This is a genomic window from Congregibacter sp., from assembly GCF_047617445.1.
In the GTDB taxonomy this organism is placed as follows: domain Bacteria; phylum Pseudomonadota; class Gammaproteobacteria; order Pseudomonadales; family Halieaceae; genus Congregibacter.
Map to the genome: position 1 here is coordinate 1 of NZ_JBLGBE010000070.1, position 18,069 is coordinate 18,069.

Genomic DNA, 18,069 nt, shown 5'->3' on the forward strand with positions numbered 1-18,069 from the left:
AGAGGCGGGGATTGTCGATCGGGAGGCCTTCCGTAAGGCAGGGGAGCGCGGGTTTCTTATGGTGTGGCCAGATGAAAAATACGGTGGCATGGGTGACCCCGACTTTCGTTTTGAACAGGTGATCATCGAGGAAACCGCCTACGCCCGCGTTGGTGATTGGTACAGCACCTTGCACAGTCGTTTAGTAGGACCCTACTTCACGCGTTTCGGTACCGAGGAGCAGTGCCAGCGTTTTCTTCCGGACTGCGCCAGCGGCGATACCATACTGGCCATTGCTATGACAGAACCCGACGCGGGAAGCGATCTTGCGGGCATGCGTAGCACCGCTGTTGAAGACGGAGATCACTGGGTCCTCAATGGATCAAAGACCTATATTTCTAACGGCATTAACGCCGATGTTGTGATCGTTGCTGCAAAAACGGACCCCGAAAACAATCCTCATGCTATGACGCTGTTTATCGTGGAGCGTGGAATGGAAGGCTTTGAGCGGGGTCGTAATCTCGAAAAAATGGGCATGAAAGCGCAGGATACTGCGGAGCTGTTTTTTGACGATGTTCGCATATCCAAGGCGAATATCCTTGGGGAGCCGCACAAAGGCTTTATTTATCTCATGGAGGGGCTGGCGGAGGAGCGACTTATCGGCGCTTGCGGATACTTGGCCGCAGCACAGCTGTCCTGGGATCTCACTTGCGCGTACGTGAAGGAGCGTAAGGCTTTTGGAAAACCGCTCTCGGCATTCCAGAATACCCAGTTCAAACTTGCAGAGCTGCGTACCGACCTCGATATTGCACAGAACTATGTGGATCAGTGTGTCGCGGCATTCAATGCAGGTGAACTGAATGCCGTAGACGCGGCAAAAGCCAAACTGGTGACCAGTGAATTGCAGGTCAAGGTCTCCGACATTGGCGTGCAGTTGCACGGGGGTGCGGGCTACATGGATGAATACCCCATCAGTCGTCAGTTTACCGACGCAAAAATAGCAACGGTGTACGCAGGTAGTTCCGAGATAATGAAGATTATCGTGAGTCGCGATTGCCTCGGTGATAACTACCAGCCGTTCAATATCCGTAACTTTTGAGGAAGGAGATAGTGTCTATGGGACCGCTTAACGGATACACGGTTATCGAACTGGCAGGCATTGGGCCGGCACCCATGGGGGGCATGATGCTTGCCGACCTGGGTGCTGAAGTGATTCGCGTTGATCGAGCGGCAGCCGATGCGCCTTCACCATTGGAGAGCGTCAGCGGTCGCGGAAAAAAGTCTGTCGTCCTGAATCTCAAGTCCGAGCAGGGCGTAGAAGCGCTGTTGCGCATGGTGGAAAACGCCGATGTGATCATCGACCCTTTTCGCCCAGGCGTGTGCGAAAAACTGGGGGTGGGACCACAGACCTGCCTCGCCCGTAATCCAAAGCTGATTTTTGCGCGCATGACCGGCTGGGGGCAGGAAGGCCCCTTAGCCTCAGCGGCCGGCCACGACATCAACTACATTGCCCTGACGGGAGCGCTGTATGCCAATGGCGAGGCTTCCGGTCGTCCCATGCCGCCTTTGAATCTGGTTGGCGATATGGGCGGAGGTGGCATGCTGCTGGTGAACGGCGTCCTGGCGGCCCTGCTTGAGGCCGCAAGTTCAGGTCAGGGGCAGGTCGTTGATGTCGCAATGGTCGATGGGGCTGCGCAGCTGATGTGGATGTTTCATACCCTTGAGGCAGCGGGTCTTTGGAATGCCGAAGAACGCGAGGCGAATATGCTTGATGGCGGCACGCACTTCTATAACACCTATGAGTGTGCGGACGGCGAGTACGTATCTATTGGTTCTATCGAGCCGCAGTTCTATGCCTTACTTATGGAGAAAGCCGGACTGTCGGCGTCGGACTTTGCGGAGCAGAATAATCCTCAGCTTTGGTCTGAGCAAAAGCTGGCCCTCGGGGCGATTATTATCCAGAAAACTCGAGACCAGTGGTGTGATTTGATGGAAGGCACAGACGTCTGCTTTGCACCGGTGCTGCGATTCACCGAAGCGCCACAACACAGCGCGGCCCTTGCAAGAGATAGCTATATAGAGCTCGACGGCGTCGTACAGCCGGCGCCGGCACCGCGATTTTCTCGTACTGCATCGAAGGTGGCACATGGTCCGCATGCCAATGGCGAGGATACGCAATCGGTATTGGGCGCCATGGGATTTGCGGAGCAAGAGATCGCCGCTCTGCGCCTGGCTGGTGCGATACAGTAAATTGCCGTACCAACGTCGCATTTTCTAAGAACAATAAAGGACGACTCCATGAGCGAGCTAACTTACGAAACCTTGTTAGTAGAGAAGCACGGCCCCGTTGCCCGGTTGCTAATGAACCGCCCGGAGAAGTTGAACACGTTTTCTACGACCTTGCGTCAAGAGATGTTGTCTGCTGTTAATGCGCTCAATGCTGATCCGGAGTTGAGGGTCATTGTGTTGGCGGGAGCGGGGAGGGCGTTCAGTGCCGGAGCCGATTTGGAAGACGGGTTTTCCGGCGATCCTGCGCATCTTGGTCCCCTGACAGAGCACATGCTTAAGAGCGAATATAAGCCCAGCATTCTGGGTATTACTGACTCTCCCAAACTGTGGATTGCCGAAGTAAGTGGTCCCGCTGCCGGTATTGGCAGCGCCTACATGATGGCCTGTGATCTGGTGGTGATGGCTAAGGGTAGCTATCTGTATCAGGCCTTCGCTGCGATTGGTCTTATCCCCGATGGCGGTGCGACCTGGCAGTTGCTTCGAGCCCTGGGACGAAAGCGTGCACTGGAAGTCATTGTGGGTGGCGAGCGCTTATACGCCGAGCGTTGTCTTGAGTTGGGTTTATGTAATCGCGTTGTGGAAGAAGGCGAAGAGACTCAGGCGACATTAGAGTGGGCGGCGGAGTTGGCAAAAAAAGCACCACTTGCGGTCCAGTTCAGCAAGAAGGCATTGTCCATGGCTGCTGATCTAAACTTCGGTGAAATGATTTCGCAGGAGGCTGCGATGCAAAGTATTTGCATCTCAAGTGAGGATTCCACAGAGGGCGTAACTGCGTTCTTTGAGAAGCGCCCTCCGGTTTTTAAAGGACGATGAGGACTTCGCTAGGGCAAGGTAGCTTGTTATGAGTTTCAAGGATCGCCAGGAACTAAAACAGCTCCGCGAGAGAGTTGCTCGCGGCAGCGATGCACAACGCCCCGAAGCCGTAGAGCGAAGACGTAAGAGGGGTTTTCGCACGGCAAGAGAGAACCTCGCGGATTTATTGAGCAAGGGTCCATTCGTTGAATACGGGGCTCTTGCAGTCGCCGCCCAGCGACAGCGCCGGGACTATGAAGAGTTACAACGCGAGACTCCAGGTGATGGTGTTATTACCGGGATCGGCGAAGTAAATAGCGAGTATTTTTCTTCGCAAGAGGCGCGCACGGCTCTGGTGATCTACGACTACAGTGTGTTGGCAGGGACCCAGGGTTTCTTTCATCACGCCAAGATTGATCGACTCCTTTCTATTGCGGCTCGTCAGCGTTTGCCTGTGATCATGTATACCGAGGGAGGCGGCGGGCGCCCGGGAGATACGGATGTTACGACGCAGATCGCAGGACTCAATGTCGATACTTTTGCGAGCTGGGCGTCGCTCAAGACAGGGATGCCGCGGATTGTCGTAAACAATGGCTATTGCTTTGCAGGTAATGCAGCGCTCTTTGGTGCTGGTGATATTCGCATTGCAACACGCGCCTCAAGTATTGGAATGGCCGGTCCGGCAATGATTGAAGGCGGGGGGCTCGGCAGCTTTCGTCCCGACGAGATAGGACCGGCAGAGACGCAGTGGCGTAATGGCGTGATTGATATTCTCGTGGACGACGAGGCGGGGGCTACCGCAATGGCGCGGCGCGTACTCTGGTACTTCCAAGGCGATGTGTCTCCCAGTACTGCCCAGGATCAACTGCCTTTACGCGACGCACTACCCGAGGATCGTCGTTGGAGTTATCCGGTGCGCGACATCATAGAGCGCCTTTTCGACGTAGAGAGCTTTACTTAATTGCGGCGAGTCTTTGGTCGCAGCGTGATTACCGGGTTCGCCCGTCTCGGTGGTCGTGCGGTTGGCGTTTTGGCCAGCGATTGTCAACAATTGGGCGGGGCCGTCGATAGCGACGCGTCCGATAAAGCATCGAGATTTTTGAACCTCTGCAATCGCACCGGACTACCGGTAATATCGTTGGTGGATACGCCGGGCTTTATGGTGGGGCCTGACAGCGAGGCTGCAGGGGCCGTACATCGTATGTCTGCCTTATTCGAAAGTGCTGCATCAATGAAGGTGCCGATCTTAGCTGTTTTTCTCCGCAAAGCTTACGGACTCGGCGCTATGGCGCTAGTCGGTGGCAGCTTCGCTGTTCCGCATTTTGCCGCCGCCTGGCCTACGGGTGAGTTTGGAGGCATGGGGCTTGAGGGCGCCGTGCGTCTCGGATTCCGCAAGGAGTTGGAAGCGGTGTCCGATCCCGATGAGCGACAACAATTGTTCGATAAACTTTTAGCGGAGCTCTACGACAAGGGTAAGGCACTGGAGGCGGCGGCTCATCTTGAGATAGACGCTGTTATTGACCCAGCCGATACTCGTGATCAGTTAATTAACGCGCTGTGCCATCAGGCGTCCAGATGATTCCAGGCAAGGGGATTAACGATAGATATCCCTTTTGGAAAAAAACGCAGGAGCTGTTCAACGATGAAAGACCTTTTTAGACTTCAAGGAAAAGTGGCTGTGGTCACCGGTGGTTCTCGTGGAATTGGTGCAATGATCGCCCGGGGCCTGGTGGAGAATGGCGTAAAAACCTACATCACGGCTCGACGTGCCGATGAACTTCAGGCTACCGCCGAGGAGCTTTCAAAGGTGGGTGAGTGTATTGCTATCCCGGGTAACTTAGCCGAGCCGGCGGGCGTGGAAGCCTTTGCGAAGGATATTGCAGCTCGAGAATCGACAATTGATATTTTGATTAACAATGCCGGCGCTTCCTGGGGAGCGCCCTTAGAGGAGTTTCCGGAAAGTGGCTGGGATAAGGTCATGGATCTTAATGTTAAGTCTGTGTTCTTTCTCACTCAGGCTCTTCTTCCGCAGTTACGCGCCTCGGCGACCGCGGAGGATCCGGCTCGGGTGGTAAACATCGGGTCGATTAATGGCCTGTCCTACGCGCCGCTTCAGAACTATTCATACACGGCTAGCAAGGCAGCGGTGCATCATTTGACGCGGCAGTTGGCCGTGGATCTGGCTCCCTCGAACGTCAACGTAAATGCTATTGCACCCGGTTTTTTTCCAAGCAAGATGACGGCGCACCTGCTGGACCACGAAGCTGAGATGGCGAAAGCGATTCCTCGAGGGCGCATAGGCACACCCGAGGATGCAGCAGGCACAACGATCTACCTATGCTCTCGAGCCTCCGCATTTGTTACCGGCCATATCCTTGTGCTGGATGGTGGCCAGGATGTCTCTGGTTGACCGGAGCCTGACCAGGCGGTCTCTAGCGGCTTAGCACCAGTCGCACGCCTTGCAGTGTGGCTCGCGCGGTACCTAGCGCCGCTAAGCCAGCCGCTCGACGGTCTCGAAGATTGTCGATTTCCTCGCTACGAATGGCGGGATTGACCTCTCTTAGTGAGCTCAATCGAGTGATCTCTTCGTCTAACTTTTTGCTGTACTGTGCTGCGGCATCTGCCTGACGAGAGGCCAGCTCAGTGGCGAAATTCTTTTCGGCGTCATCGATACGCGCTTCGATCTCGTCGGTTAGCTGACGCACGATTTTGTTGACCGTTCCGCGAGGCAGCTTTTCTACCCGCTCATTCAGACGTTCGTGGGTTAAGAGCTTACTGAGATCACGGCCGTTGGCGTCAAGCAGCAAGCGCTTCGGGGCGAGAGGTAGGTAACGTTGTAGTCCGAGTGCTCGCGGAGCACTGAGCGATACGGTAAACAATAGCTCGTACAGTCGTGAGCCGCCGGGGACCCCTTTAAGCGTCATGGCACCGACACTGGCTTGTCCCAGTGAGCTACCAAGCACCGTCGTCATGGCATCCTCCATCCAGGGGTGTTCCCAGCCTAGGAATATCCAGTCTTCACGCTGTAGGGCTTGATCCCGGCAGACGGTCACTGTGCAGCCGTCTTCCGGTACCTCGGGGAATACCTCCAAGAGTTCTTGTTCTCCCCGGCGCAAAATACTGCTGTGTTCACCGTGTTCCTCGTGCTCAACGCCGGTCACGGAACATAGCTCTTCGAGATACTCTCCCAAGCTTCGGGGGTCCTCGATGTCGCTAATAGCGGCACACAGAGCAAGGCCTTGCTCTGTGTTGCAAGAGCTACGCTCCAGTAGTTTGTCACGTCCCTCGCTTAATTCCTTTCGGGTGTTGGCTGTGAAGCGCGCCGTCTCTTCCAGGAGTTCCTCAAACCCGGGACTGCGGCTGCGAAGTTGCTCCTCAAGCTTGGCCCTGAACTTCCCGAGGATCATATCGCCCGCAGAGCAACTGGCCCGAAATAAGTCGATGCCCTCGTGGTACCAGCGCATAAGTGTTTCCTGAGCGCTGCCTTCGATGTAAGGCACGTGAATGAAAATACGATCCCTTTGCCCGATGCGATCAAGTCGTCCAATCCGCTGTTCTAACTGATCTGGATGCTCGGGGAGGTCAAAGAGTATGAGATGTTGAGCAAATTGAAAGTTGCGACCCTCACCACCAATCTCTGAACATATGAGTGCCTGAGCGCCTTGTTCTTGTTCTGCAAAGTAGGCTGCGGCTCGATCGCGCTCAATCAGGCTTAGCTGCTCGTGAAAGGCGGCTGAACGAATGCCAGCACGCAGCTGCAGATAACTCTCTAGTGCAAGGGCGGTTTCTGCTTTGGCGCAGATCACCAGAACTTTTTGCGGGCGTAGTGACTTGAGCTGGGCTACGAGCCAGGCCACGCGAGGGTCTTCTTGCAGCCACAATTCAGTGTCTGTATAGAGATCTGGATAAAGACCCTGATAAATCGGATTGTCCACGGATGGAAGCGGGTGAGGCAGCATTTCCCGCGTGGGAAATCCACCAACGCTTGCACGTGCGTTGCGAAACAACACCCGGCCAGTCCCGTATCGATCCAAAAGAGCGGCAATTTGGCTTTCGGGGGGCGCCGAGGGATCAATGTCCGCGGGCAAGCCTTCAGCAGACTCGCCTTGATCCAGTGCGTCTATGAGAGTGCTCCAGCGTTTGTATTGTGACTCCTCTTCAACAAACGCCGAGAAGTCGTGAAAGCGCTCTGGGTCAAGCAGTGAGAGTCGTGCGAAGTGTGCCTCTTGGCCCACCTGCTCCGGCGTAGCGGTCAGTAGCAATAGCCCGGGCACTTCTGCCGCCATAGTTTGCAAAAACTGGAACTCTTCACTCGCTCCCTCGGCGCTCCAGGCGAGTCGATGAACCTCGTCAACGATGAGCATGTCCCAGTCAGCGTCGAGAGCCAGAGCGCGGACATTGGGGTCCAGGAACAGCGTTGTGGCGCAGAGCACAAGCTGCTCCTCTTCGAAGGCGTTAATGCCCTCGTCGCTTTCCACGAGCCTTGATTCGTCAAACAAGGCAAATTGAAGATTGAAACGGCGACGCATTTCTACCAGCCACTGGAACTGCAGGGACTCGGGAACCATGATCAGGACACGACGACTGTCACCGCTGAGAAGCTGGCGATGCAGAATCATGCCAGCTTCGATGGTTTTCCCTAAACCCACTTCATCGGCAAGCAGTACTCTAGGCGCATGGCGCTTGCCGACTTCGTTAGCCACATAGAGCTGGTGCGGCAGTAATGCGGTGCGAGTACCAAGAAGTCCCCGGAGTCCGCTTTGCTGAAGTTCATGTAGGTGGTTGCAGGTTTGCATCCGCAGTGCAAAGGCTGCGTGGCTATCAATTTGGCTGGCTAAGAGGCGCTGTCGTGGTGTTGCCAGATCGATGTGATCATCGAGGTCGAGCTCGGCCACTAGTTCACGCTGGCCCTCGCTAGCAACCTCGTAGATCAGTAATGCCTGCTCCTCGTGTACTGAAAGTACTTGAAGCTTACGCCCATCCCGGGTGTGCAGAGTGTCACCTTCTCGCAGTTTTACGCGGGTAAGTGGCGCATTTTCCGTAGCATAGGTGCGTTCTTCCTCTACAGCAGGAAAGTGTAGGCTGACCCGTCGGCCGTCCAGCTCAACGATAATGCCCAGGCCTAATTCACTATCGGCATGGCTCAGCCAGCGTTGCCCAATGGCAAAGTTCATTGGACGTCCGCGTCTTGTGCGTGAGTAAAGAACAGGCGTTCACTGTTGGCGAAGCACTGCTTCAGAAGTTCTTCGATGGGCAAGTCCTTAATCTCCGCGACCTTTTCGGCGACAAATGGAAGGTACCGAGGACCATTACTGCGTCCTCGATAGGGAACGGGTGTGAGGTAGGGCGCATCCGTCTCGAGCAGTATTTGATTTACTGGGGTAAGCGCTACCGCATCTCTGACGTTGTTGGCGCTGTTAAAGGTGACCATGCCGTTAAAGCCGAGCATGAACCCTGCCTCAAGTGCGAATTCTGCAAGGGATAGTCCTGAGCTGAAACTGTGGATGACCCCGCGTTTTGGCAAACTCTCCAAATGCTCCGTCAGTATTGCCTGCATATCCTCATCAGCATCTCGGCTGTGGATCACCACGGGTAGATCGCAGGCCGCAGCAATCAACAATTGATCGGCGAAGACCTGACGCTGAATGGCGCGATCCGCGTGATCATAAAAGTAGTCCAGACCTATCTCTCCGATGGCCACAACCTTTGGATTCGACGCGGCCTGACGAATGCGTTGGTCGACTTCTGCGTTATAGGCTTCTGCCTCGTGTGGGTGTACACCTTGGGTGCAAAAAACCCTGTCCTCACGTTGCGCCAAATCTTGAACAGTGTCTAAATTGCCGGGGCTCACCGCGATAGTGATGATGCGTTCTACGCCCACTTCGCGCGCTGTCTGTAATTCTTCAGCGAGTGCATCGGCTTCAAGATAGTCAAGATGACAATGTGTCTCGATAATTGGATGTGCGAAGCGCGGGATATCCCGACGTTGTTTTTTACTCATGAGAATTCAGAAGGTGTGTCGTACGTTAAGTTACGTCATTATATCGACTCTATGCGCTTATTACCGTTACTCATCTTTGTAAAGCTTCTGTTCTTTGCGACTTATTCCATGGCCGCTGCGGAATCGTATGGCAAATTTTTTGTGGAGCTGGACGCAACCTGGCTAGAAGAGGGCGGTCCAAGCATGCCATCCCCAGTCACAGCGATAGCTGAGTCGGATGCGCTGCAACTTGTTCGTGCAATCAGCGAGCGATTGATAGAGCAGGAGTACCGGGACGGTCCTTATGCCATGGCTTTGGCAGAAACACTGGACGAGCTTGCCCGAGCACAGGAGGCTGCGGGAGCGACAGAGCTTGCCCGCCGAAGCCGGGAAAGAGCTCTGCATTTGATTCGGGTCAACGAGGGGCTCTACAGCACGGCGCAGCGACCGATTCTCCGTTCGATATTAGACAGTTTGCGTCGGGAAGAGGACTTTGGGGCGCTTGACGAAAGATACGACTACTTCTTCCGCCTTTATGGCTCCGGCCAGCCACCGTGGAACGGATTACGTTGGAGTGCGGTGATGGAGTATCTCCGCTGGCAGCGGGAGGCGCTGCGACGAGATTTGGATCGTGGCCCGATGAACCGTTTACTGCGCTTACATGGTCTGCATGATGATCTCCTCAGTAGGCTGGCGTCGCAAGAACCTGCGGCGGACTATCGACAGTTGGCTGATGCCGCGGTTAGCCAGCTAAAGACTCTCTATCTCATAGAAGATTTGATAAGACCGCGGCCGATACTCAGAGAGCGTCGAAGCGGTTTTGCTGGCTCAGAGGACCCCCGGGATTTCAATTTGCAGCAGGAACGACTTGAAAGCCTACAGCGGACATTGCAAGGCGCGGGGCGCAGCCTCATCGAAGAATTACTCCTTGTCATCCCGCCTGAAGATCACCGGGTTCGTGCAGAAGCTCTACTCGTTCTCGCCGATTGGTTGCAGTGGCATGGTGCGACCCGAGAGGCGCGCAGCATGTATGAGGATCTCTGGCTTGAGCTCGAAAGCAATGGTTTGGGAGAACTGGCACTTAGATGGTTTTCAAGACCGGTGCCTTTGCCGGATAACGGTGTGTTTCTCCAGCGGGAGCCCGGGGAGGGCGAAGGTCCTATGACGGTACGGTTGAGCGTGAGAGAAAACGGCCGCGCCTTTGCCGACGTGGCTCCGGTCGCAGAACGCTGGAGGCGTTCTGCGGGGCGGCTGCAACGCTACATCGCGGGGATGCGGTTCAGACCTGTCGTGGAGAATGGTCAGGTAGTAGCCGTTGAGAACGTTCTTGTAAGCTACCAGCTGTTTAGACCCTAGGCTCCTGGAGCCCAGGGCCTAACCCCGTTGTACATTGTGCCCAAGTGGTTTCAGTGGCTTAGTAGTTATTGATCACCAGCAGAGCGCCGCTGGCGGCGAGGGTTCCTTTAGTCTTCCACTCCAGAACCTCACCTCCGTGACGATCCACGCAACGTAATGCCATTTCGTGGAACGTAGGCCGTTCAGGATCGCCGATAATGATGCGTTTCACGCCGGCTTTGATAGCCCGGTTGACCAAATTGCTCACAGGCCCCACGAGTTCATCCCAGAAGCAAACATCAGCGGCAATGAGTGTGTCAAAGCCACTGAGGAGCTTGCCGCTGAGCGCTTCGAAGCGCGCAACCCGCAACTCGGTGCTGACGCCATTGAGCGCTGCGGTGACATTCAAAAAAGGAAACACCTGAGGATCTGCATCCACAGAGGTGACCTGTGCTCCAAACTGTTTGGCGCACCAAATGCCAGCGATACCCCAGCCACATCCCGCGTCTAAAACCCGCTCTGGAGCGGGGTCGGGATTTTTATGCAGGTAATCAATGACAAGGCAGCTTGACTTCCACAGCTTGTTGCCATGGAGGGATGGCGCGCCTTGCTCTCGCTTGGTTCTGCGAATCTCAGGATGACTCGACGTCGGAAGTACGACGCCCCTAAAGCGGTGTTGTCTGATGACCGCCACGCTTAATCGATGGCCTCTACTTCTTCGGCTTGGGGACCCTTATCAGTAGTGACAACACTGTATTTGACAGCGGCGCCATCGCGAAGACTCCGACGACCTTCTCCCACAATAGATCGGTGATGAACAAAGATTTCTTCACCATTGTCACGAATGATGAAACCGAAGCCCTTGGTGCCGTTGAACCACTTAACGGTGCCGTTTTCTGGTTTGCCCGCAGATTTTGTCACAGGCTTATCGGCTTTCTTTTCTGACTTTTGCTCTGCCTTCTTATCGGCTTTTGGCTTTTTGGTGGGCTTTGCCTTTGCCTTTGTGCTTGCAGCTTTTTGTTTCGCTGGTTTGCTATCAGAATTAAGACCCGCGGGCATGGGTAGTGCACGATGGCTGAGCAAGACAGCAAGTATTGCTGCTATTGCTGCGGCGGGGAAAAGGCTGCCGATGGTGTGGCTTGCGTAGAATATTGTTGCTGCAGCTGACACTGCCAATGCTGAAAGCAAAGCGATCAGCAATTTGCCTGGTATAGACATGAGACTCCTTAAAGTGAAGGTGGTCGCCCCTTGGGGGCGAGTAACTAAATTTTGGCGACGTCTTCAGCCTGAAGACCTTTCGGACCCTCAGTCAACGTGAATTCGACGTCTTCGCCTTCATTCAAGGTGCGGAAACCATCACCTTGAATGGAGCGAAAATGCCCAAACACATCGCCGTCGAGACTTTCGCCTGTAATAAAACCAAAGCCCTTGGCATTGTTGAACCATTTAACAGTGCCGTTGCTCCTCTTGCTCATTGAATCTTCCTCGGTATTGCATTTTTAAGCTGACTCTGCGGCCAGTCTATGCGGGGATATTACCCAACTGCTCTCGTTGCAGCAGCAGTTTTTCTAGAGATGCCTGCTGAAAGCTCAGTTTCTCTTCTTCTTTCGCCACGACTTCTGCGGGTGCCTTGGCGACAAAGCCCGTATTATTGAGTTTTCCTTGTATCCGCTTCAACTCTCCCCGAAGCTTTTCGATTTCCTTGTCCAGTCGTGCAAGCTCAGCGTCCCGGTCGATGATGTCAGCAAGAGGGACAAGGATTTCAAGTTTCCCACACAGCCCCGTTGCACTCGCTGGAGCTTCTCCTTCTAACCATTGAATCGTCGCGATTCCGGCTAATTGTTTCAGTTGTGCTTCCAGCGCTTCTATACGCTGGGGGTCTTCGGGACTTCCGTCTCGAAGTAGTACTGGCAGTCGTTTGCCGGGTGGTATGTTCATCTCACCCCGAATGGTGCGCACAGTAAAGGCGAAGCTTTTGAGCCACTCAATATCAGCGACTGCGCGTTCGTCCACGCGAGAGGAGTCTTCTCGGGGAAACTCCTGAAGCATGATCGTGGGGCCTGTAGCTCCCGCGAGGGGGGCAACGTTTTGCCAGATTTCTTCGGTGATATAAGGCATTAATGGGTGGAGTGCCCGGAGGCTCTGTTCCAAGGTGCGAATCAGAGTTCTGCGCGTGCCTCTTGCCGCGGCGGGGTCGCTCTCATCTCTCAGTGCCACTTTTGATAGCTCGAGATACCAATCGCAGTACTCATTCCAGATAAAGTCGTAAAGCCCCTGGGACGCCAGATCAAACCGATAACTTGTGATGGACCTTCTGAATTTCTCCAAAACACGCTGCAACTCACTTTCTATCCAGCGTTCTGATGTTCCCAAAGTTACCGGCAAACTCGGGTCCAATCCGCAGTCTTGTCCTTCGCAATTCATCAAGACGTAGCGCGCAGCGTTCCATATTTTGTTGCAAAAATTTCGGAAACCCTCGATGCGCCCGATATCAAACTTGATGTCACGACCGGTCGCAGCGAGTGAGTAAAACGTGAATCGCAAGGCGTCCGTGCCGTAAGCGTTAATGCCATCGGGGAACTGCCGAGCGGTGGCCTCGCGAATACGCTCCGCCTGCTGGGGCTGCATAAGGCCTGTGGTGCGTTTCTCTATGAGGCTATGCAGATCAATGCCATCAATAAGGTCGATGGGGTCCAGAACATTGCCTTTGGACTTTGACATCTTCTGGCCCTCGGCATCACGCACCAAGCCATGGACATAGACCTGTTTAAAGGGCACTTCGCCGCGCAGATGTAATGTCATCATGATCATTCGCGCGACCCAGAAAAAGATGATATCAAAGCCGGTAACTAACACGCTAGTCGGGTGATAGCGTTGGAGCATTTCGCTTTCTTCAGGCCAGCCCAGCGTGCTAAACGTCCACAGCGCGGAGGAGAACCATGTATCCAGAACATCTTCGTCCTGATGTAAGGGAAGCTTTTCGTTCAGACCGTGCTCAGCGCGAACACTGGCTTCATCTGGACCTACGTAAATGTTGCCTTCGGCATCAAACCAGGCGGGAATGCGGTGTCCCCACCAAAGTTGACGACTGATACACCAGTCTTGAATATCGCGCATCCACGCAAAGTAGGTGTTCTCCCATTGCTTGGGTACGAATTCGATTTGTCCGCTCTTCACGGCCTGAATCGCGGGGCCAGCGAGTGCTTTTGCGTCTACATACCATTGCTGAGTGAGGTAGGGCTCTATAACGACGCCGCTGCGGTCGCCCCGGGGCACCTTGAGCTTGTGGTCGTCAGTCTTTTCCAGAAGTCCCAAGTGACGTAGGTCTTCGATAATCTTTTCTCGTGCGGTGAAGCGATCCATGCCTCGATAGAATTCCGGTGCCTGTTCATTAATCGCAGCGTCATCGTCAAATATATTCAGGAGCGGTAAGTCATGGCGCTTGCCCACTTCATAATCATTAAAGTCGTGGGCGGGGGTGATCTTTACGCAACCGGTACCAAATTCAGGGTCTACATAGTCATCGGCGATGATCGGAATTCGTCGGTCACACAAAGGTAAGTCAATTTCTTTGCCAACCAGATGCCTGTAGCGCTCGTCATCGGGGTGCACTGCGACCGCTGCATCACCGAGCATGGTTTCCGGGCGGGTTGTCGCAACAGTCAGGTGTCCTGAACCGTCCGCCAGTGGGTAGCGAAAATGCCAGAGTTTGCCTTGTTCTTCCTCGGACACGACCTCAAGGTCTGAAATGGCGGTGTGGAGTGACGGATCCCAGTTCACGAGACGCTGACCCCGATAGATCAGACCTTCGCGATACAGGCGGATAAACGTCTCTTGAACAGCCTCGGAAAGGCCTTGGTCCATGGTGAAGCGCTCACGCGACCAATCTGGAGAGGCGCCCAGGCGACGAAGTTGTTGCGTGATCGTGCCTCCGGAAGCCGCCTTCCAGTCCCAGATTTTTTCGATAAAGGCATCTCGTCCCATCTCGTGACGATCTTTGCCTTGTGCGGCTAATTGGCGTTCAACGACCATCTGCGTGGCGATGCCGGCATGATCTGTACCGACTTGCCATAGCGTGTCATAGCCGGCCATCCGGTGGTAACGCACCAGTGCGTCGATAATGGTTTCCTGAAAGCCATGGCCCATATGCAGGCTACCAGTGACATTGGGAGGCGGAATCATTACGCAGTAAGGTTCATCACCCCCTTTGGGGGCAAAATAGCCCGCTTCTTCCCAGCTCTGGTACCAGCGCTGCTCTATGTCTGCGGGTTGGAATGTCTTATCCATAAATAGTTTGTCAGTCTCGCGAGGTGGCGGCCCAGGGCTGAGGCGAAGCGTGGGTTCGTTTTGGCGTATCGAGCGTGATTAGAAGTTCTTAAACAGAAGCGCCCTAACGGTAAACAGGCGATTATACGCTGGGGAGTCGATGTTCTTCCAACGAATAACCTCGCTCACGGTAGTGTCGCCATGAGTGGCGCAAAGCCTCGAGTCTGACAGGCTCCTGATTGACGAGCTCCGCAACACGCTGAAAGCGACCAATGAACTCTGGGACCTGGGTTTGCAAATTGATGAGAAGGTCATCGTGTCCCTTCGGCTCCTGTCCCCAGCCAATGCATATCTGCTCGTTAGGGTCATCGCTGCTGAGCGCATGAGGTAGGAAGCTGGCCGGCCGAAACGTCCAAAGCAGCTCGTCGAGCTGCCTTGCCTGTTGCTCATTCTCACTGTGAATAAAGATCCGGTGCCCGCGCTTGTGGGCCTTCTCCGTTAGGCGAAGGGCCAGGCGCGTGCGACTTTCGGCGTCGGTATTCTCAATTATGTAGAAACCGACGCGGGTCAATCGCCAGCCACTCGGTCACAGAGGTATTGCGTGAGTAGACCCACAGGTCGTCCGGTGGCTCCCTTAGGTGCTGAGTCCCAAGCAGACCCGGCTACATCCAGATGGGCCCAGTTGTATTTGGTCGCGAACCGCGCCAGGAAGCAAGCAGCGGTGATACTGCCGCCACCTGGGCCGCCAATGTTACCCATGTCGGCAAAATTACTGTCCAGCTGCTTTTGGTAGTCGTCCCACAGAGGCATGCGCCAAGCCCGGTCATGGCTGGTGGTGCCTGCGTCCAGTAATTGCGCAGCCAGATCTTCATTGTTGGCGTACAAACCCGAAGCGTGGCTGCCCAAGGCAACCACGCAGGCGCCAGTGAGAGTCGCGATATCCACGACGCTGGCGGGCTTGAAACGCTCAGCGTAGGTGAGTGCGTCACAGAGGACCAGTCGGCCTTCGGCATCGGTGTTCAGAATTTCAATAGTAATTCCGGCCATGGATGTCACAACGTCGCCTGGCTTAGTCGCTGTTGAGCTAGGCATGTTTTCTGCGGCGGCAATAATCGAAACGATGTTCAGAGGCAGTGCCATGTCCATCACCGCCTGCATGGTGCCCAAAACGCTGGCTGCACCCCCCATATCGAACTTCATCTCATCCATCTTGGCTCCGGGCTTGAGAGAAATTCCGCCGCTATCAAATGTGATGCCTTTGCCTACGAGCACGTGAGGTGCCTCACCGCGCTTGCCGCCCTTGTATTCAAGGACGATAAGTTTTGCTGGTGTGGCCGTGCCTGCGGTAACCGACAGCAAGGAGTGCATGCCCAGCTCAGCCATGGCCTTTTCGTTTAACACCTTACAGCTGGCTTTGTCGTTGCCCCGGGCCAGTCTACGGGCCTCTTTGGCTAAGTGCTCTGGCGTGCAGTAATTTGCGGGTGTGTTGGCGAGCTCCCGCGCTAGATTAATGCCAGCACCGGTTTGTGCGCCGCGATTTAGCGCAGACTTCGCCTGACGCGTCATCGCGGCATCATCGCTGAGGATTACGAAACGACTCAGAGTAGGGGATGCCTTGGGTTTGGAGAGCGTGAGCTTGTAACGGTAGCTCTGGTATACCAGGTCGGTAGCGATACGCTGACAAAACCATTCCCAGTCGCGGACGTGAATTTTGAGAGCACCGAGGTGCATCTGCGCATCGTTTGCCTTACTGGAAAGTGCCGCGCGCGCCAATGCGCTGCTGATCTTAAGATAATCACTACGTCCAAGTTTGCCGTCACCGACACCTATCATCAGAATGCGCGCGGCCGTTCCCGGGCTGTGCACCAGAAGGGTTTCACCCACATTCCCGTTAAACTCCCCAGCTTTAAGGGCAGCAGCCATTACGCCGGCGCTGTCTTTGGCTAGCGCTCGTCCTGCGTCATCTAGTTTGAGCTTGCTGCCAACAGGAAGGATTGCGCAGTCGGTGTGCTTACCAGCGGTTTTTTGTAGGTCGCTAGCGGAAAAGCGAAGAGCTGTCATCGTATTTCTCTCTAAAAGATCAGTGGCCCTAGTGTAAGATGAATGGTCTATAAACTGAACTATCCAGACACCCCATTCACATCTTCGATTCTGGTCCGGCATGAAGCTACGCAGCTATTTAGGGAGCGATGTACTAGTACACACCGTAGCGGTGAGCTCCGTTTTGTTGGCGATTATTCTCACCGGGCGATTCGTGAAGTATCTGGCTGAGGCTGCTTCGGGCAAGCTTGCAGCTGAAATTTTGCTCCCCGTCATGTTTTATCGACTGCCAGGTTTTTTGGAATTATTGCTTCCTCTGGGCTTGTTTATTGGCATTCTGATGTCCTATGGACGGCTCTACGTAGAGAGCGAGATGGTGATTCTCAGTGCCTGTGGAGTGGGTCCTGCACAACTGGCGCGCTTTACGCTAGTCCCAGCGGTAATGGTGATGTTGATTGTTGCGGGTCTTTCGCTGTTTGTTACGCCTCAGGGCGCTGCCCGCTCTGAGGCCTTACTGAGTGATCCTCAAGCACTGCAGGGCCTCCAGTTGCTGGCCGCCGGACGGTTCCAGCCTCGCGGGGACGATGGCACGGTGACCTATGCCGCCGACATTGATCCAGACGCCGGAGAGCTTCAGCAGGTTTTTCTCTACGCCCCACTGGATGGAAACGACGATCGGGAGGTCGCAGGCGTCACTGTGGCACAGCGCGGGTCGGTCGTTGTGGATGAGGCAACGGGCGCGCGTTATCTACAGCTTGGCGATGGCTATCGATTTAGCGGAACCCCCGGCCGCGCGGATTATCGGATTGTTCGCTTTGGGCAATTTGGTCAACTTTTGCCCGAGGAGCCCTCGCTCGCGAGGAGTGAACCGGTGGATGCGAAGCCGACGCTGCAGCTGTTGAATTCAGCGGACGCGGAAGATAGGGCCGCTTTGCACTGGCGATTGTCTGTTGCGCTTATGGTGCCCATCGTTGCACTTTTAGCATTGAGCCTGAGCAAAACCAATCATCGCCGCGGCCGATACATAAAATTAGCACCGGCATTGTTGCTACACCTTTGTTACCTGTTCTTACTGGCAAGTATTCGAACCAGTGTCGCAGAAGGAGAGGCGGACAGCAGTCAAATGTATCTCCTGCATTTGGGTTTTTTTGCACTGGCTCTGGCGCTGCTCTTCGGGCCTGACCGTGTTCGCCGACTACGGAGGTCATGAGTGGGCCGGCTTAATCGTTATGTAGCGCGTACAGTTTGGCTGTCGATTTTGCTGGTCTTGTTAGTGATTGTCGGTATCGATGGCCTGTCGGCGTTTATCGATGAGTCTGACAGTCGCAGTGCCACCTATGGTTTCGCGGAGATTGGACGCTACGTTCTGCTTACGATGCCGCGAAGGG

14 protein-coding genes and 1 pseudogene are annotated in these 18,069 nt (G+C 54.8%); 7 read left to right on the top strand and 8 right to left on the bottom strand.

The genetic code is table 11. The annotated features are described in order from the left end of the window. From ACI9KD_RS13700 to ACI9KD_RS13720, 5 genes and pseudogenes are all read left to right on the top strand, one after another. Positions 1-1,078, top strand: a 1,078-nt coding sequence (locus ACI9KD_RS13700) for an acyl-CoA dehydrogenase family protein (RefSeq protein ID WP_414981740.1), incomplete at its 5' end; no start/stop codon positions are given. Positions 1,079-1,095: 17 nt separating this feature from the next. Next, positions 1,096-2,229 (top strand): CaiB/BaiF CoA transferase family protein, encoded by a 1,134-nt coding sequence (locus ACI9KD_RS13705; RefSeq protein ID WP_414981741.1) that lies wholly within the window; start codon positions 1,096-1,098, stop codon positions 2,227-2,229. A gap of 48 nt (positions 2,230-2,277) precedes the next feature. Then, positions 2,278-3,081 (top strand): enoyl-CoA hydratase/isomerase family protein, encoded by an 804-nt coding sequence (locus ACI9KD_RS13710; RefSeq protein WP_414981742.1) that lies wholly within the window; start codon positions 2,278-2,280, stop codon positions 3,079-3,081. A gap of 28 nt (positions 3,082-3,109) precedes the next feature. After that, a pseudogene (locus tag ACI9KD_RS13715) lies at positions 3,110-4,639 on the top strand (acyl-CoA carboxylase subunit beta). A gap of 63 nt (positions 4,640-4,702) precedes the next feature. After that, entirely contained in the window at positions 4,703-5,470 is a 768-nt protein-coding gene (locus ACI9KD_RS13720; protein ID WP_414981743.1) for an SDR family oxidoreductase, read from the top strand. A 22-nt stretch (positions 5,471-5,492) separates the two neighbouring features. Here ACI9KD_RS13720 and rapA read toward each other — a convergent pair whose 3' ends face one another. Then, positions 5,493-8,234: an RNA polymerase-associated protein RapA gene (rapA, locus tag ACI9KD_RS13725; protein ID WP_414981744.1), complete on the bottom strand. Its 2,742-nt coding sequence runs from the start codon at positions 8,232-8,234 to the stop codon at positions 5,493-5,495. Beyond that, positions 8,231-9,061: a TatD family hydrolase gene (locus ACI9KD_RS13730; protein ID WP_414981745.1), complete on the bottom strand. Its 831-nt coding sequence runs from the start codon at positions 9,059-9,061 to the stop codon at positions 8,231-8,233. The genes rapA and ACI9KD_RS13730 overlap by 4 nt, the downstream gene beginning before the upstream one ends. A 15-nt stretch (positions 9,062-9,076) precedes the next feature. Here ACI9KD_RS13730 and ACI9KD_RS13735 point away from each other — a divergent pair, with 15 nt between their 5' ends. Next, on the top strand, positions 9,077-10,396 hold the full coding sequence (locus ACI9KD_RS13735; RefSeq protein ID WP_414981746.1) for a hypothetical protein: 1,320 nt from the start codon (positions 9,077-9,079) through the stop codon (positions 10,394-10,396). Between the two features lie 58 nt (positions 10,397-10,454). Here the strand turns inward: ACI9KD_RS13735 and ACI9KD_RS13740 are convergent, their stop codons facing one another. The 6 genes from ACI9KD_RS13740 to ACI9KD_RS13765 all read right to left on the bottom strand — a co-directional run bounded on the left by ACI9KD_RS13740 (position 10,455) and on the right by ACI9KD_RS13765 (position 16,702). Beyond that, entirely contained in the window at positions 10,455-11,069 is a 615-nt protein-coding gene (locus ACI9KD_RS13740; RefSeq protein WP_414981747.1) for a class I SAM-dependent methyltransferase, read from the bottom strand. 2 nt (positions 11,070-11,071) lie between these two features. Further along, on the bottom strand, positions 11,072-11,296 hold the full coding sequence (locus ACI9KD_RS13745) for a cold-shock protein (RefSeq protein WP_414981753.1): 225 nt from the start codon (positions 11,294-11,296) through the stop codon (positions 11,072-11,074). A 341-nt stretch (positions 11,297-11,637) separates the two neighbouring features. Beyond that, positions 11,638-11,850 carry a cold-shock protein gene (locus ACI9KD_RS13750; protein ID WP_414981748.1) on the bottom strand — a complete coding sequence of 71 codons (213 nt, stop codon included), beginning with the start codon at positions 11,848-11,850 and terminating at the stop codon, positions 11,638-11,640. Positions 11,851-11,896: 46 nt separating this feature from the next. After that, positions 11,897-14,662, bottom strand: coding sequence for a valine--tRNA ligase (locus tag ACI9KD_RS13755; protein WP_414981749.1), 2,766 nt, complete (start codon positions 14,660-14,662; stop codon positions 11,897-11,899). Between the two features lie 121 nt (positions 14,663-14,783). After that, the gene (locus tag ACI9KD_RS13760) at positions 14,784-15,212 is read right to left on the bottom strand and encodes a DNA polymerase III subunit chi (protein ID WP_414981750.1); all 429 of its coding nucleotides are present in this window, start codon (positions 15,210-15,212) and stop codon (positions 14,784-14,786) included. After that, on the bottom strand, positions 15,209-16,702 hold the full coding sequence (locus ACI9KD_RS13765) for a leucyl aminopeptidase (protein WP_414981751.1): 1,494 nt from the start codon (positions 16,700-16,702) through the stop codon (positions 15,209-15,211). The genes ACI9KD_RS13760 and ACI9KD_RS13765 overlap by 4 nt, the downstream gene beginning before the upstream one ends. A 100-nt stretch (positions 16,703-16,802) precedes the next feature. On the opposite strand from ACI9KD_RS13765, the gene lptF reads away from it, so the two are divergent. After that, positions 16,803-17,891: an LPS export ABC transporter permease LptF gene (lptF, locus tag ACI9KD_RS13770; protein WP_414981752.1), complete on the top strand. Its 1,089-nt coding sequence runs from the start codon at positions 16,803-16,805 to the stop codon at positions 17,889-17,891. Positions 17,892-18,069: the final 178 nt, after the last annotated feature.